The sequence below is a fragment of the Amycolatopsis sp. lyj-84 genome (assembly GCF_046549075.1).
GTDB lineage: Bacteria > Actinomycetota > Actinomycetes > Mycobacteriales > Pseudonocardiaceae > Amycolatopsis.
The window spans coordinates 212,795-230,086 of record NZ_JAJPWO010000002.1 but is presented as its reverse complement, the minus strand read 5'-3'; the positions used below and the strand labels follow the sequence as shown (position 1 = coordinate 230,086).

Below are 17,292 nucleotides of genomic sequence, written 5' to 3'. Positions count from 1 at the left end.
ATGCCTTCGGAAGAGCAGTACGTCGACTACCTCAAGCGGATGGCGGCCGACCTGCGTGAGAGCCGCCGCGAGCTGGCGGACGCGCGGGAGAAGGAGACCGAGCCCATCGCGATCGTCGCGATGAGCTGCCGGTTCCCCGGCGGTGTCCGCACCCCGGAACAGTTGTGGGACCTGGTCGATTCGGGCGCCGACGCGATCTCGCCGTTCCCCGTCGACCGCGGCTGGGACACCGACGCGATCCACGACCTCGACGCGTCCGTCCCGGGAACCAGCTACGTCCGTGAAGGCGGCTTCCTGCACGACGCCGCCGAGTTCGACAACGAACTGTTCGGTATCTCGCCGCGGGAGGCCGAGGCGACCGATCCGCAGCAGCGGCTTCTGCTCGAGACCGCGTGGGAGGCCGTCGAGCGGGCCGGGATCGACCCGCTCTCGCTCAAAGGCAGCGCCACCGGCGTGTTCGCCGGGGTCGGGTTCACCGACTACGCCTCGCGGCTGACCGCCCTGCCCGAGGAACACGAGGGCTACCTGGGCATCGGCACCTCCGGCAGCGTCGTCTCCGGCAGGGTTTCCTACGCCCTCGGCCTCGAAGGACCGTCGGTGTCGATCGACACGGCGTGCTCGTCTTCGCTGGTCGCGGTCCACCTCGCGGCCCGCGCGCTGCGGTCGGGGGAGTGCACGCTGGCACTGGCCGGCGGGGTCACGGTGATGGCGACGCCGGGCGCGTTCGTCGAGTTCTCGAGGCAGCGGGGGCTCGCGCCGGACGGCCGCTGCAAGCCCTTCGCGGCCGCCGCCGACGGCACGAACTGGGCCGAGGGCGCCGGGATGCTGGTGCTGGAACGCCTTTCCGACGCCCGCCGCAACGGCCATCCGGTCCTCGCGCTCGTTCGCGGCAGCGCGGTCAACTCCGACGGCGCCTCCAGCGGCCTGACCGCCCCGAACGGTCCCTCTCAGCAGCGCGTGATCCGCGCGGCGCTGGCGAACGCCGGGATCGAAGCGTCCACTGTGGACGTTGTCGAGGCGCACGGCACCGGCACCGCGCTGGGTGACCCGATCGAGGCGCAGGCGTTGCTGGCAACCTACGGCCGGGATCGGGAAACCCCGCTGTGGCTGGGTTCGGTGAAGTCGAACATCGGCCACACCCAAGCCGCCGCCGGACTCGCCGGCATCGTCAAGCTGGTCGAAGCGATGCGCCACGGAGTGCTGCCCGCGACCCTGCACGTCGACGCGCCGTCCCCGCACGTCGACTGGTCGGCCGGTTCCGTGGAACTGCTCGACAAGGCCCGACCGTGGACCGCCACCGACCGGCCCCGCCGCGCGGGTGTGTCCTCGTTCGGGATCAGCGGCACCAACGCGCACGTCGTCCTGGAGCAGCCGTCCGACGAACCCGCCGCGGACCGCGAGATCGCAGCCCCGCCGGTCGTTCCCTACGTCCTGTCCGGCGCTTCCCCCGAGGCCGTCCGCGCACAGGCCGCCGCACTGTTGTCCACTGTGGACGAGTCCGGCGCCGAGCCCGTCGATGTCGCGCTGTCGCTGGCCACCACCCGGGCCGGGATGGAGCACCGCGCCGTCGTCACCGGCGCCGACCGTACCGAACTGGCCGCCGGTCTCCGCGCCCTCGCGGGCGGCGAGGCGGGCACGGTCACCGGCAGCGACACCGCCGGACGCCTCGCCGTGCTGTTCACCGGCCAGGGATCGCAGCGACTCGGCATGGGCCGCCGTCTCCACGAATGCTTCCCGGTGTTCGCCGACGCCTTCGACGAAGCCTGCGCGCAGCTGCCCGGCGTCCGCGACGTCGTGTTCGGCTCCGACGCCGCGCGGCTCGACCGCACCGAATTCGCCCAGCCCGCCCTGTTCGCCTTCGAGGTCGCGCTCTTCCGGCTCGTGACGTCCTGGGGTGTCACCCCGGACTTCCTCGCCGGGCACTCGGTTGGCGAGCTCGCGGCCGCGCACGTCGCCGGGGTGCTTTCCCTGGAGGACGCGGCGAAGCTGGTCCTGGCCCGCGGTCGGCTGATGCAGGCGTTGCCCGAAGGCGGCGCGATGATCGCGCTGGAGGCGACCGAGGACGAGGTGCGCCCGTACCTGTCCGAGGACGTCGCGCTCGCGGCGGTCAACGGACCCCGCGCGGTCGTCCTTTCCGGCGCCGAGGCGGCGACGACCGCGGTCGCCGAACGCTTCCCGGGCCGCCGCACGACCCGCCTGTCCGTCTCCCACGCCTTCCACTCGGCGCTGATGGAGCCGATGCTGGCCGAGTTCGCCGCGGTCGCGCGGACCCTGACCTATCGCGAGCCGGCGATCCCGGTCGTCTCGACGCTGACCGGCCAGAACGCCGACAGGCTCACCGACCCGGAGTACTGGGCCGAGCACGTCCGCGGCACCGTCCGGTTCGCCGACGCGGTGGAAACCCTGCACGGCCAAGGCGTCACCACGTTCCTCGAGCTCGGCCCGGACGCGGCACTCACCCCGATGGGCCGTTCGGTCCGCCCGGACGGCGTTGTCTTCGCCGCGACCCAGCGCAAGGACCGCGACCAGGCGGCCACGCTCGTCACCGCGCTGGGGCTCGCGCATGCCAACGGCGCCCGGGTCGACTGGGCCGCCTACCTGGGCGGCAGTGGCGCGCGGGTGGTCACGCTGCCGACCTATCCCTTCCAGCGCAAGCGTTTCTGGCTGGAGGACCCGGGTGCGGGCGCGCCCGTCGCCGCCGAGGACGGCCGGTTCTGGTCGGTCGTCGAAGCGGGTGACGTCGGCGAGTTCGCCGCCGAGCTGAAGCTGTCCGACGTCGAAGCCCCACTCGGCACCGTCCTGCCCGCTCTGTCGCGCTACCGCCGTGCCCGGTCGCTGTCGGCCGAAGCGGCTTCGCTGGCCTATCACGTTCGCTGGCAGCCCTTCACTCCCGCGTCGACCACGGCCACCGGCCGCTGGCTGCTCGTCACCTCCGCGAGGGAACACCCGTGGATCGAGACCGCGGCCGAGGCCTTGGCCGGAGCCGAGATCCGGCGGCTCGTCGTCGACCGGCCCGATCGCGTGGAACTGCCCGACGAGTCTTTCGACGGCATCCTGTCCTTGCTGGCCCTCGACGAGACCGAGAGCGACGGACTGTCCTTCGGTGCCGAGGCCACCATGACGCTGGTGCGGGAATTGGCCGCACGTGATCCTCAAGGTCCACTGTGGACGCTGACCCGCGGCGCGGTCTCGACCGGCGCCCATGACGCACCGGACGCGCCCGCGCAGTCCCAGCTGTGGGGCTTCGGCCGCGCGGCCGCACTGGAGAACCCCCAGGCGTGGGGCGGGCTCGTCGACGTCCCGGCCGAGGCGGGGGAGCGGGTCGTGGCCCTGCTGCGCGGCGTCCTCACCGGTCCCCGCGGTGAGGACCAGGTCGCCGTCCGCGCGACCGGCGCTTTCGGCAGGCGGCTCGCGCACGCAGAACCCGCCGAGCCCAAGCGGTCGTGGAAGCCGCGTGGCACCGTACTCGTCACCGGTGGCACCGGCGGCCTGGGCGGGATCGTCGCCCGGTGGCTGGTCGAGCACGGCGCCGACCACGTCGTTCTCGTTTCACGCCAGGGAGAAGACGCACCCGGCGCGGCCGAACTGGCAGGCGATCGCGTCACCATCGCCGCCTGCGACGTCGCCGACCGCGATGCCCTGGCCGCGGTCATCGAGCCGGTCCGCGACGACCTCCGCGCCGTCTTCCACCTCGCCGGGGTACTCGAACTCGGCCTCATCGAGACGATGGACCGCGAGCGCTACGCCGACGTCCTGCGCCCCAAGGTGGCCGGGACGCGCAACCTCGAAGAACTCACCGAAGGACTCGACCTCGACGCCTTCGTGCTGTTCTCCTCGATCGCCGCTTCCATCGGCAACGCGGTCCAGAGCGCTTACGGCGCCGCGAACGCGCACCTCGAAGCGGTCGCGCAACGGCGCCGGTCGCGCGGCCTGCCCGCGACGTCGATCGCGTGGGGCCGCTGGGGCCGGGTCGGCATGGGAGTCGGCGCGGACCTCGACGAAATGCTCAGCGGACTCGGCGTTCCCGCCATGGCACCCGAAACCGGGCTCGTCGCGCTCCGCCAGGCGCTCGACCGCGACGAGACCGCGCTGACCGTCGCCGAACTGACCTGGGAGAAGTTCGCGCCGCCGTTCGCCGCGCTGCGGCCCAGCCCGCTGCTGGCCGACCTGCCCGAGGTCGCCGCCATCGCCGCCGCCGAAGCAGCACAGGCCGCCGAGGGCGCGGAAGCCGCCGACGCGTGGCGCACCCGGCTCGCCGGACTGCCCGAGGCCGAACGCGAACGCGTCGTCACCGAACTGGTCCTGACCCACACCGCCGCCGTCCTCGGGCACACCGACGGTGTCCCGGCCGGGCAGCAGTTCACCAAACTGGGCATCGATTCGCTCACCGCCATCGAACTGCGCGGCCGGATCAACACCGAGACCGGGCTGGCGCTGCCGCCGACCATGGTGTTCGACCACGCGACCCCGGCCGCGCTGGCCGCGCATCTGCTGGCCGCGCTCACCCCGTTCGCCCAGGAGACCCGGACCGTCGTCACCGGCCCGGCCGCCGCGGGCCAGGACGTCGCCGTGGTCGGCCTGTCCTGCCGGTTCGCGGGCGGCAGCGACACTCCCGAGAAGTTCTGGGAGAACCTGGTCCAGGGCAAGGATCTCGTGCGCGAGGTGCCGCCGGACCGCTGGACCGCCGCCGACTACTACGACCCCGACCGCACCGCGCCGGGCAAGGCGTACACGCAGCAGGGCGCGTTCGTCGACGACATCGCGGGCTGGGATGCGGCGTTCTTCGGTCTGTCGCCCCAGGAAGCGCGGCGGCTCGACCCGACGTTCCGGCTGCTCATGGAGCTGGTGTGGGAGGGCATCGAGGACGCCGGGCTCACCGCGGACGAACTGCGCGGCAGCCGCACCGGCGTGTTCGCCGGCCTGATCGACACCATGCAGTACAGCATGCGGCAGCTCGAAGCCGACGGCATGGACGCGGCCGACGACCCCTACTTCGGCCTCGGCAGCTCGCTTTCCGCCGCCGCCGGGCGCATCGCGCATCTGCTCGACCTGCGCGGGCCCTGCCTGACCGTCGACACCGCCTGCTCGTCGGCGCTGAGCGCGGCACACCTGGCCGTGCAGAGCCTTCGCCGGGGCGAGTGCGACATCGCGATCGTCGGCGCGGCCTCGGCGATGATCAACCCGGACGTCTTCATCCAGTCCTGCAAGATGAGCATGCTCGCGGTCGACGGCCGCACCAAGACCTTCGACGAGAGCGCCGACGGCTACGTCATCGGCGAAGGCGGCGGCGTCGTCGTGCTCCGCCGGGCGGGCGAGGTCGGCCCGGGCAGGCGGACGCGGGCGGTCATCCGCGGCACCGCGACCAACCAGGACGGCCGCAGCAACGGCCTCACCGCACCGAACCGCGCGGCGCAGAACGCGGTCATCCGGGCGGCGCTGGCCGACGCCGGGGTCGCTCCCGACGAGATCGGTTACGTCGAGGCGCACGGCTCCGGCACCCAGCTCGGCGACGCGATCGAGTTCACCGCGCTCGGCGAGATCTTCGGTGAGCGCAACGCGCCCGAGCCGCTCTACGTCGGCGCGGTCAAGACGAACGTCGGCCACACCCTGGCCGCGGCGGGCATGGCCGGGCTGATCAAAACGGTGCTGTCACTGGAAAACGGAACCCTGCCGGGCAACCTGCACATGAGCACGCCGAACTCGGTGGTCACCGTGGACGGCACGGTGCGCCCGGTCCCCGAAGCGCGGCCGTTCCCCGCCAACGCCGACGGGATCCTGCGCGCGGGCGTCAGCTCGTTCGGCTGGTCCGGCTCGAACGTCCACTTCGTCCTCGACCAGGCCGCGCCCGCCCCGGCCGCCACCCCGGGCGGGGAATGGCAGCTGCTCACGCTGTCCGGGCAGAGCGAAGCCGGGCTGCGCGCCACCGCGGAAGCCCTCGCCGCCCACCTGACCGAAGACGCCGAACTGGCCGACGTCGCCTTCACCACCCAGGCCGGACGCAGCGCTCTCCCGCTCCGCAAGGCGGTGCTGGTCCGCGACCACGGCGACGCCGTCACGGCGCTGAACTCGGTCACCGGCGGCACGGCCGTCACCGACAAGCGTCGCTTCGGGCTCCTGCTGTCCGGCACCCGCCACGGCTGGCAGGGCACCACCGACGAGCTCTACCGCACCGAACTCGCCTTCCGCGCCGCGATCGACGACTGCGCGGCCCTGCTGGACGGCCGCGCAGACCTGCTCGGCGCGCTTTACGGCACCGCCGAGGCCGACGAACGGGCCGTGGTCTTCGCCGTCGAGTACGCCTTCACCCGGCTGCTGACCGCGTGGGGCCTCGAACCGGCCGTGCTGCTGGGCCGGGGGACCGGCGAATGCGTCGCAGCCGTCGCGGGCGGCCTGTTCGGGCTCGCCGAGGGCCTCGAACTCGCGCTCGGCGGATCGGTTCCGAAGGCGGGAACGCCGACGGTACCGGTGATCTCGCCCCGCACCGGCGCGGTGCTCACCGCTGCCGAGGCCGCGGATCCGGCGCACTGGCGGATCGCGGACGACCGCTTCGAAGACGGCCTGCTGGCGCTGGCCAAGTACGCCGGTGTCCTGGTCGAAGCCGGGCTCGGGGACGACGGCGCCGAGGCAGCCGGTCGCTACCTGCCGCAGACCCCGGTCGTCTCCCTGCTGCCGGAGCCGGTGGCCGGGGCCGGACGGCGTGCCTGGCTGACCGCGCTCGGCGCGCTGTGGGAACACGGCGTCCAGATCGGCTGGGCGAAGGGCGCGGGGCCGGACCGCCGGTTCGTTTCCCTGCCCGGGTACCGCTTCCAGCGGACCCGCTACTGGCCGGAGGTCGCCTCCCGCGGCAACGGCTGGTCGCTGACGCAGATGTCCGCCGGTGAGGCCGCGCCCGAGACCCCGGTCCGTTCGGGCCTCGCCGCGCACACGCCGACCTGGCACCGGGACACCACCCGCCGAGTGCCCGCGACCCCGGGCGACTTGGTTCTGTTCGCCGAGCCGGGCAAGTTCGCCGACGGCTTCGCGGCCGCCGCGGAAGCCGCCGGGCACCGCGTCACGGTCGCGTCCGATGTGGACCGCCGAGCGCTCGCCGGTGACGGACCGCTGCGGATCGTGCACGCCCTCGGTCTCACCGCGAGCGGCCTCGAATCCGGCTTCTACAGCCTTCTGGAACTAGGCAAGGCCATCGGTGCCGAATGCGCCGGGCGTCGCGTCGACCTGCTCGCCTTGGGACACAATGGTTTCGACGTCCTCGGCGGGGACGCCACCGACGCCTTCGCCCCGACCATCGCGGCCACGGCCGATGCGATCGCCGCCGAGTATCCGTCGGTCCACGCGCAGTACGCGGACTTCGACCGCACCGGCGACAAGGTCGCCCAGGCCACCCACGAGCTCGACCTGCTCGCGGCGTCCACAGTGGACACGGTCGACGGGGTCGCGGTCGCCGCCTGGCGCGGCGGACGGCGCTGGCTGCGCGGCTTCGACGTCGTCGAGCTGCCGGAGACCGACGACGCACTGGCCTGGAAGCCCGGCGGTACCTACCTGATCACCGGTGGGCTCGGCGTCCTCGGCCTGGCCCTGGCCAAGCGTTTGGCGCCGCTGGGCGTGAACCTCGCGCTGGCAGGCCGCTCCGAACTGCCGCCGGAGGAGACCTGGGACGCCTGGATCTCCGACCACGGTGTCGACGACCGCACGAGCGAAGTCCTGCTGGCGGTGCGCGATCTGCGTGCCCTCGGTGCCGACGTCCTGACGCTGCGAGCCGACGTCAGCGCTCCCGGCGAGGCCGCCGCGCTGCTGGCCGAGGTCCGCGGCTACTTCGGTTACCTCGACGGCGTCGTGCACGCCGCCGGGATCGCCGGTGGCGGCCTGCTGCAGAACAAGACCCGTGAGCAGGCGGCCGCGGTGCTGGCGCCGAAGATCGACGGCACCCTCGCCCTGACCGACGCGCTGCGCGTCGAACCGGTCGACCTGCTGGTCCTGTACTCCTCGACGGTGACGCTCACCGTGGGCGTCGGCGAGATCGACTACTCCGCGGCGAACGCCTTCCTCGACGGTGTCGCCTCCGCCGCCGCGGGCGGACGGGGCCCGGCCAAGCAGGTCGTGTCGGTCGCGTGGGGGCCCTGGCAGCTGGACGCCTGGACGTCGTCCGGGCTGTCCGGCTCCACCGAAGCGCAGGAAGGGTCGCGCAAGTTCCGCGAGGAGTTCGGCATCGGCGCCGAAGAAGGCACCGAACTGCTCTCGCGGATCGTCGCCTCCGGCGAGCCGCTGGTGACCGTGCTGCCGCTCCCGTTGACCGACGTGCTGGCCGCGCTGGCCCGGATGGGTTCGGTCGACGCGCTGGTCGGCGCCGACGCCGCGATCCCCACCGGGGAGCGGTACCCGCGGCCCGAACTGCGCACCGCGTACGTCGCCCCGCGCACCCCGGCGGAGGAACGCGTCGCCGCCGCCTGGTGCGACTGCCTCGGCCTGGAAGAGGTCGGCGTGCACGACCCGTTCTTCGACCTCGGCGGCACTTCGCTGATCGGCCTGGTGCTGATCGGCCGCGTCGCCAAGGAATTCGGCGTCGAGCTCGCCCCGGCGAGCCTGTTCGAGAAACCGACCATCGCCGAATTCGTCACGCTCCTCGGCGAACCCGGCGCACCGCAGGTGACGGCCGAACCCGCCGAAGACGTCTCCGCCCGCGGCGAACGCCGCCGCGCCCGCACCGCGAAGCTCCGCAAGCGCCCGAGCCGGACCGGAAGGTGAACCACCCCATGACCACACGAGAACGGGACACCGGCGACGACATCGCGATCGTCGGCATGGCCGGGAACTTTCCCGGCGCGCCCGACATCGGCAAGTTCTGGGCCGATCTGTGCGCCGGCCGCGACGGCATCACCCGGATGACCCGCGCCGAACTGCTCGCCGCGGGTGTCCCCGCCGAAGTGGCCGACGACCCCGCGTTCGTCCCCGCGGCCGGGTTGCTGCCCGGGATCGACCGCTTCGACGCCGACTTCTTCGGCTACAACCGGACCGACGCCGAACTGCTCGACCCGCAGCACCGGCTGTTCCTCGAATGCGCGTGGCACGCGCTGGAGGACGCGGGTGTCGACCCGGACCGGATCGAGGGCCTGGCCGGCGTGTTCGCGGGCGGCGCCCCGAGCACCTACCTGCTGTCGAATCTGCTGTCCAACGACGTCACCGCGCTGACCGTCGGCCCGGACCAGCTGATCCTGCAGAACGAAAAGGACCTGATCGCGTCCAGGCTCTCGTACGCGCTCGACCTGACCGGCCCGTCGGTCAGCGTGCAGAGCTGTAGTTCGACCGCGCTCGCCGCGGTCGCCCAGGGCTGCTCCAGTCTGCTCACCGGTGAATCCGACCTGGTGGTGTCCGGCTCGGTTTCCGTCGTCGTGCCCCAGGAACCGGGCTACCTCTACCGTGAGGGCAGCCGGTTCGCGCCCGACGGGATCAACCGGATCCTCGACGCGGGCGCCAACGGCAAGGTCCCCGGCAACGGTCTCGGTGTCGTCGTCCTGCGGCGGCTCGAAGACGCGCAGGCCGACGGCGACCGGATCTACGCGGTGATCCGCGGCTGGGCCATCCACCACGAGGGCAACCGCGCACGTCAGGGCTTCAACCTGCCGGGCGTCCCCGGCCAGGCCGCCGTCGTCGCCGAGGCGATGGCCGCCGCCGACGTCGAGCCCGCCGCGATCGACCACATCGAAGTGTCCACTTTGGGCACCCCGTTCGGTGACGTCGCCGAGATTTCGGCACTGCAGAAGATCTTCGACGTCGACGGCGTCGAGCGGATCACGCTCGGCTCGATCGACGCGAACCTCGGGCACATCAACCAGGCGGGCGGGATCGCCCGGCTGATCAAGGCCGCGCTCGCCCTGCACCACGAAAAGCAGCCGCCACCGGTCAACTTCGAGAAGCCGAACCCGCAGCTGGCCCACAGCGGTGACAAGCTGGTGGTGCAGAAGGAACTGACCGACTGGCCGCGCGGCGAGCGGCCGAGGCTGGCCGGGGTCAGCGCTTACGGCTTCGGCGGCACCGACGCCCACGTCGTCATCGAGGAGGCGCCGGAGGACTTCCCGGAGCGCCCGGCCGCCCGGCCGCATCAGCTGCTCGCCTGGTCCGCCCGGACCCCGGAGGCGGCGGACGCGATGACCGGCCGACTCGCCGCGGTCCGTCCGGAGTGGACGGACCTGGCCGACGTCGCCTACACGCTGCACAACGGGCGGAAGGCCTTCGGCCACCGCCGGATGACCGTCGTGTCCACTGTGGACGATGCCGCCGACGCGTTCGCGTCCGAGACCCGCGTGGTCGCCGAAGCGGACACGAAGCCGCGGAAGGCGGCCTTCCTGCTCGCCGGGGTCGGGGAGCAGTACCGGGGAATGGCCGGAGGCCTGTACGACAGCGAGCCCGAGTTCAAGGCCGCCGTCGACGAGTGCGCCGCGCTGTTCAAGTCCCATCTCGGCGTCGACCCGACGGAGAGCCTGCACGGTGCCCGCGGTGCGGACGGCGGTGACCTGGCCCGGCTGCTGGGCCGCGCGGCCGACAGCGAGGACGCGGCGCCGTCCGTCACCCAGCCCGCCGTGTTCACCCTCGGCTACGCGCTCGGCCGTCTGCTGCGCGCCTGGGGCGTCCAGCCCTCCCTGCTCGCCGGGTACAGCGTCGGCGAGTTCGCCGCAGCCGCGCTCGCGGGCGCCCTGACACTGGAAGAAGCCACCGCACTGGTGGCTACTCGCGCGCGGCTGATCGAAAAGCTGCCGACCGGCGCGATGGCGGCGGTGCCGCTGGGCGCGGACGAACTCACCAAGCTGGTGGGTGACGTGACCGCGTTCGGTGTCGACGTCGCCGCGGTGAACGGGCCGCGGATGATCGTGGTGTCCGGCGCGGGCGACGGCGTCGAGAAGCTGGCAGCCGCGCTCGCCGGACACGGCGTCCCGGCCCGGCCGCTGCGCACGACGCACGCCTTCCACTCGCGTGCCCTGCGCCCCGCCGCGGCCGAGCTGACCGCGTGGGCGCGGAAGAACCTCACCCCGCGCGAGCCGGAAGTCCCGTACCTGTCGAACGTCACCGGCGCGCCGATCACCGCGAAGCAGCTGAAGGATCCCGGCTACTGGGCCGAGCACATGTGCCGCCCGGTGCGGTTCGCCGCGATGATCGAGCAAATTGCCAGTGCTTCCCCGGATACCGTGTTGCTGGAACTGGGAGCCGGGCAGTCGCTCGGCTCGATGTTCCGCGGCCACCCCGATTTCCCGCAGACCTCGTGGCCGCTGCTGGTACCCACCCTGCCCGGCGAGGCCGACCCCCGCCAGGACACGGCCGTGCTCACCGAAGCGCTCGGCCGGGCCTGGCTTTCCGGGGCGGACATCGACTGGCGGGCCTATCACGACGGCCGTGACCCGCGGAAGACCACGTTGCCCGGTTATCCGTTCCAGCGCGACCGCTACTGGATCGAGCCGACCCAGGCCGCCGCCGACGTCGCACTCGGCGCCCGGTCCGCGCGGCCGGTCTACCTGATCGAAGGCGAACTCGACGTCACTGCCCGGGATCTGGCCGCCCGGCTGGGCGCCGAACTGGGCGCGACCGTCGTGTTCGCCGAGGAACACCCCGGCGGTGCCGAGGCCGTGCGTGCCGCCCACGGCCGGCTGGACGGCGTGCTGGACCTGACCACGAGCAACGCAGCCAAGGAGGAACGATGACCCTCGTCGGAGTCGTCGGCGCCGGTGTGATGGGCACCGGGGTCGCGCAGAATCTCGCCACCAGCGGGCACGAGGCCGTGCTCATCGACGTCGACCCGGGCAAGCTCGCCGACGCGCGCGACCGGATCGAACTCGAATGCCGGATGAGCCGCATGCTCGGCGGGCCGGAGATCGACGCCGCCGCCGTGCTCGGCCGGATCACCTTCGGCACCGAACTCGACCTGCTGGCCGAAGCCGAAGTCGTGATCGAGAACATCACCGAGAACTGGGACCTGAAGTCCCGCCTCTACCCGAAACTCGACGAAGCCTGCAAAGCCGACACGGTGTTCGTCGTCAACACCTCCGCCATCCCGATCACCAAGGTCGCCGCGCTCACCCGGCGGCCGGACAAGGTGATGGGCGTGCACTTCATGAACCCCGTGCCGATGAAGCCGTCGTGCGAGTTCATCCCCGGCTACCACACCAGCGAGTCCACCAAGGACATCGTGCGCGAGCTGCTGCTGTCGATGGGGAAGAAGCCGATCCCGGTCAACGACGCCTCCGGGTTCGTCTCCAACCGCGTGCTGATGCTCACCGTCAACGAGGCCGCTTTCCTCGTGCACGAAGGAGTCGCGGACGCGGAGACCGTCGACGAGGTGTTCCGCGGCTGCTTCGGGCATCCGATGGGCCCGCTCGAGACCGCCGACCTGATCGGCGTCGACACGATCCTCTACAGCGTCGAAGTGCTCTACGACGAGTTCAACGACAGCAAGTACCGCCCCTGCCCGCTGCTCAAGCAGATGACCGCCGCCGGACTGCACGGTCGCAAGAGCGGCAAGGGTTTCTACAACTACAGCGGCTGAAGGACGCTTTCGCCGCATCTCACGCGGTGAAGGGCGCTTTCCTCGCGTCGCATGCGGCGAAAGGCCCCTTCAGCTCCCTCTAACGAGAAAGGCATCCACCATGTCGCAGGACGTCCGAGGCGAGATCCGCGCCTTCATCGGGGCGAAGTTCCCCAGTCTGTCGTTCACCGACGAGCAGGACATCTTCGCCTTGGGTTTCGTGAACTCCCTGTTCGCGATGGAGCTGGTCATGTTCATCGAGAAGGCGTTCGCCACGCGGATCCCCAACGAGGACCTGAAGCTGGACAACTTCCGCACCGTCACGCGGATGACCGAGCTGGTCGAGCGGCGCACCGCCGCGGCCGCGCACTGAACGAGGAGCAAACGTGAGGGCGAGGACACGGCCCGAAACCCCCGAAGCCGAGGTGGTCGGGCGTTTCGTCGACGAGGAGGTCGGCCCGCACGCGGACGCGTGGGACCGGGCCGAGAGCATCCCCGGTGACGTGCTGCGGCGGGTGGGGGAGCTGGGACTGTGGGCCCCGTTCCTGCCCGCGGAGGCGGGCGGCGCCGGACTGGACATGGTCACCCTCGGACGGCTGCACGAGGAGGTCGGCCGCGGCTGTTCGTCGCTGCGGAGCCTGCTCACCGTGCACACGATGGTGACCGCGACGGTGCAGCGCTGGGGTGACGACGAACAGCGCGATCGCTGGCTGCCCGTGCTGTCCGAAGGCGCCACCCTCGGCGCGTTCTGCCTGACCGAACCGGACTTCAGCGGAAGCGACTCGACGGCCGCGGGAACCGTGGCCGTCGCCGAGAACGGCGTCTGGACGCTGAAGGGCCGCAAGACCTGGATCACCGGCGGCCAGGTCGCCGGGCTGCTGCTGGTGTTCGCCGGCACGGCGACCGGGATGAGCGCGTTCCTCGTCCCCGCCGACCATCCCGGGGTCACGGTGACCCCGGTCCGGCACATGCTCGGCACCACCGCGAGCATGCTGGCGACCATCGAGTTCGACGACGTCCGGCTCGACCCGTCCGCGCTGGTCGGCCCGCCGGGCTGGGCCGCGGGAACGGTGATGACCGGCGCGCTCGACCTCGGGCGCTACAGCGTGGCGTGCGGCTCGGTCGGCATCATCCGGGCCGCGCTGGCCGCGTCGGCCGCCTACACGTCGGCGCGTTCGGCGGGTGGCGGGCTGTTGCGGGATCTGCCGCAGATCCGCGCCAAGATCAGCGAAATGGTCACCGCGCGCGACGCCGCGCGGCTGCTGTGCGAGAAGGCGGGCAGGCTCAAGGACGCGGGCGACCCGGCGACCATCATGGCGACCTGGGTCGCCAAGTACTTCGCGTCCACCGCCGCGGCCAAGGCGGCTTCGGACGCGGTCCAGATCCACGGCGCGAACGGCTGCGGCCCGGACTATCCGGTGGCCCGGCTCTACCGCGACGCGAAAGTCATGGAAATCATCGAGGGCAGCACCCAGATCCAGGAGCTGACCATCGCGGACGAGGCGTACCGGGAGGTGGCGGGATGAGCGAGGTCTTGGAGAAACCGAAGCGCGGCCGCATCAAATGCGTGGTGTGGGACCTGGACAACACGGTGTGGGACGGCACCCTGCTCGAAGACGGCGAGGTGACCGTGCGCCCCGACGTGGTCGCCGAGATCCGGCGCCTCGACGAGCTGGGCGTGCTGCATTCGGTGGCCAGCCGCAACGACCACGACGCGGCGATGGCGCGGCTGAAGGCGGCCGGGCTCGACGAATACTTCCTGTACCCGCAGATCACCTGGAACCCCAAATCCGGCTCGGTGGAACGGATCGCGAAGGCGCTCAACATCGGCCTCGACGCGATCGCGTTCGTCGACGACCAGCCGTTCGAACTGGCCGAGGTCGCGCACGCGCTGCCGTCGGTCAAGACCGTCGACGTGGCGGAACTGGGGGAGACCCTGGCGTCGGAGGAGTTCCGGCCCAAGTTTGTCACCGACGAGTCGCGGGTGCGGCGCGACCTCTACCGCGCGGCCGCCGTCCGGGAGCAGGTCGAACAGGACCACGAGGGCACCAGCGAGGAGTTTCTGTCCACTTTGGACATGAAGTTCACGATCGCCCGCGCCCAGCGGGAAGACCTGCAGCGGGCCGAGGAACTCACCGTCCGCACCAACCAGCTCAACTCGACCGGCCGGACCTACTCGTACGAGGAACTGGACGAGTTGCGGACCTCGCCCGACCACGTGCTGCTCGTCGCGTCCCTTTCGGACAAGTACGGCGGTTACGGCAAGATCGGCCTGGCGCTGGCCGAACGCGGCGAGGAAGCCTGGCATCTGCGGATGATGCTGATGTCGTGCCGCGTGATGTCGCGCGGGGTCGGCACGGTCCTGCTCAACCACATCATGGGGCTGGCCAAGGAAGACGGCGCGAAACTGCGCGCGGACTTCGTCGAGACCGGGCGCAACCGGGTCATGTACGTGACCTACGCGTTCGCTGGTTTCACCGAGATCTCGCGCGACGGTGACCGGCTCGTCCTCGAGTCCGACCTGAGCACCATCCAGCCGCCGCCGTCCTATCTGACGATGGAGCTGCGATGACCGCACCGATCACGGCGCGGCCCTGGCTGCCCGGCGGGATCCCGCCGGGCGCGGTGACCAAGCTGTTCTGTTTCCCGCACGCCGGCGCGAGCGCGGCGGTCTACCGCGACTGGATCCCGGTGGCGGGCGACGAGCTGGTCGTCCTGCCGGTCCAGCTGCCCGGCCGGGCCGAACGCGGCCGCGAGACGCCGCACGAAGACGTCGAAAGTCTTGTCGAGGCGGCGATCGACGGCCTCGGCGACGCGCTGACCGGTGACTTCGCGTTCTTCGGTCACAGCGTCGGAGCCCTGACCGCGTACCTGCTCACCCGGCGGCTCGTCGAGCGCGGGGCCACGTTGCCGAAACACCTGTTCGTTTCGGGAAGGGCCGCGCCGCAGCTGCCCGACACCAGACTCCAGCTGCGAGCACTGCCCGACGAGCGGCTCGCCACCGAACTGCACGCCCTCGGCGGGCTGCCGGAGGTCCTGCGGCGGGAACGGGAGCTGCTGGCGATGTTCCTGCCGCTGATGCGGGCCGACCTCGCGGTCAACGAGACCTACCGGCACACGCCGGGGGAGCCGCTGCCGGTGCCGCTGACCGTGTTCGGCGGCGATCGCGATCCGCGGGCCGATCTGGACGAACTGGCGGCGTGGCTCGAACTCGCCACCGACGCGACGATGGTCACCTACCCGGGCGGGCACTTCTATCTCGAACAGCGCGTACCGGAGCTCCTGGGTGTGATCCACCGGAAGCTGGGCCGATGACGACGCAGTGGTTCCCGGCCTGGAAGCAGCCTTCGGGCGCGCTGGGCGAACGGCTCCGGCCCTGCCGGGACGCGCACGTGTGGCGGGTCCCCCTCGGCAGGGTGCTCGCCCCCGGCTCGTCCGAGCTGTACGCCCTGCTCGGCGCGCTCTCGGAAGACGAGCTGCGCCGGGCGGCCGCCATCACCGTGGACGAGGAACGGGCCCGGTTCCTGGCCTCGCACGTCGCCCTGCGCGACATCCTCGCCTCCTACACGGGCACCGCTCCGGCAGCGCTGCGGTTCACCCGCGACGGTGACCGCCCGGCGCTGGCCGGTGCGACGGGGATCGAGTTCAGCCTGTCCCGTTCCGGTGACCTGGCGCTGGTCGCGGTCGCCGCCGGGGTCCGGGTCGGCGTGGACGTCGAGGAGGTCCGGGAGGTCGACCACGACGGCCTGGCCGCGCGGACGCTGCGCCCGGAAGAGGCCGCGGCCGTCCGCGAACCCCTGACGTTCTTCCGGTACTGGACCTGCAAGGAGGCCTACCTCAAGGCCGAAGGCACCGGCCTCGCCGGACTGCCGGGCCCCTCCTTCACCCTCACCGGCGGCGACGTCGCACTCGACGACCGTCCTGAGTGGACGATCACGGAACTGGACGCCGGAGCGGGCAACGCGGCCGCGCTGGCGGTCCCGGCGCGCCCGGTCACCGTGCGCGCCTTCGACTGGCTCCCCGGCGGGCCGCGACCGGCCGCGGAGCACCGGAAAGGCGGAGTGAAATGAGCGACCCGAAAGCGGAGCTCGAAGCGTTCATCCAGACCACGGAGTTCAGCTGTCTCGGCGCTCGCGCGGCGCTGAAGAAGGGCTCGATCGTCCACGGCCACTACCCGGCGCTGGGTGACCCGGAGTCGGCGCGCGCCCACTACCGCGACATGCTCGGCTACGCCCGCGACATCCGGCCCACGTTGTCGGACAAGAGCTTCCGCACCTTCGTGTCCACCTTCGAGGAGCCCGGCGGGATCCTCGACGAGGAAGAGCACGAACGCCTGCTGTGGCGCCATCTCCAGCTCATGCACGACATCGACAGCCGCACCTACGGCCTCGACGACGGCGCGACGTCCGACCCCGACGAGCCGAACTTCGGCTTCCACGTCGCCGGGCACTCGTTCTTCGTCGTCGGCATGCACCCGGGCGCGTCGAGGGCGAGCCGCCGGTTCCCCCGGCCGGCGATCGCGTTCAACTCGCTGATGCAGTTCATGCTGCTCGGCGACAAGTTCTTCTCGATGCAGGACGCGATCCGCAAACGGGAGACGACCAACAACGGCTCGGTCAACCCGAGTTTCACCACGTACGAGTACCAGATGCCGTCGCGCCACTTCGCGGGGCGGATGACCGAAGACGACTGGAAGTGCCCGTTCACTTCGCGGCATGAGGCGTCTTCGGTGAAGTACACGTCGGACGTGATGCAGCGCCCCACCGGTTGAGCGGTGGCGAGGA

The 17,292-nt window shown here is 71.7% G+C and carries 9 protein-coding genes; all 9 read left to right on the top strand.

What is annotated here, in order from left to right:
- The 9 genes from ACLJRM_RS06365 (at nt 1) to gntA (ending at nt 17,279) form a co-directional block, all read left to right on the top strand.
- Nucleotides 1-8,742, top strand: coding sequence for a type I polyketide synthase (locus ACLJRM_RS06365; protein ID WP_410662552.1), 8,742 nt, complete (start codon nt 1-3; stop codon nt 8,740-8,742).
- An 8-nt stretch (nt 8,743-8,750) separates the two neighbouring features.
- Nucleotides 8,751-11,687, top strand: coding sequence for a type I polyketide synthase (locus tag ACLJRM_RS06360; RefSeq protein ID WP_410662551.1), 2,937 nt, complete (start codon nt 8,751-8,753; stop codon nt 11,685-11,687).
- Nucleotides 11,684-12,529, top strand: a complete 846-nt coding sequence (locus tag ACLJRM_RS06355) for a 3-hydroxyacyl-CoA dehydrogenase family protein (protein WP_101606876.1) — start codon at nt 11,684-11,686, stop codon at nt 12,527-12,529. The genes ACLJRM_RS06360 and ACLJRM_RS06355 overlap by 4 nt, the downstream gene beginning before the upstream one ends.
- A gap of 100 nt (nt 12,530-12,629) precedes the next feature.
- The gene (locus ACLJRM_RS06350; RefSeq protein WP_101606877.1) at nt 12,630-12,881 is read left to right on the top strand and encodes an acyl carrier protein; all 252 of its coding nucleotides are present in this window, start codon (nt 12,630-12,632) and stop codon (nt 12,879-12,881) included.
- A gap of 13 nt (nt 12,882-12,894) precedes the next feature.
- Entirely contained in the window at nt 12,895-14,034 is a 1,140-nt protein-coding gene (locus ACLJRM_RS06345) for an acyl-CoA dehydrogenase family protein (protein ID WP_410662550.1), read from the top strand.
- Complete coding sequence (locus ACLJRM_RS06340; RefSeq protein WP_101606879.1) at nt 14,031-15,080, top strand: HAD-IIIC family phosphatase; 1,050 nt, start codon at nt 14,031-14,033, stop codon at nt 15,078-15,080. The genes ACLJRM_RS06345 and ACLJRM_RS06340 overlap by 4 nt, the downstream gene beginning before the upstream one ends.
- Nucleotides 15,077-15,823 (top strand): thioesterase II family protein, encoded by a 747-nt coding sequence (locus ACLJRM_RS06335; protein ID WP_410662549.1) that lies wholly within the window; start codon nt 15,077-15,079, stop codon nt 15,821-15,823. The genes ACLJRM_RS06340 and ACLJRM_RS06335 overlap by 4 nt, the downstream gene beginning before the upstream one ends.
- Entirely contained in the window at nt 15,820-16,578 is a 759-nt protein-coding gene (locus tag ACLJRM_RS06330) for a 4'-phosphopantetheinyl transferase family protein (protein ID WP_410662548.1), read from the top strand. Before ACLJRM_RS06335 ends, ACLJRM_RS06330 begins: the two co-directional genes overlap by 4 nt.
- Nucleotides 16,575-17,279, top strand: coding sequence for a guanitoxin biosynthesis heme-dependent pre-guanitoxin N-hydroxylase GntA (gntA, locus tag ACLJRM_RS06325; RefSeq protein WP_101606882.1), 705 nt, complete (start codon nt 16,575-16,577; stop codon nt 17,277-17,279). Before ACLJRM_RS06330 ends, gntA begins: the two co-directional genes overlap by 4 nt.
- Nucleotides 17,280-17,292: the final 13 nt, after the last annotated feature.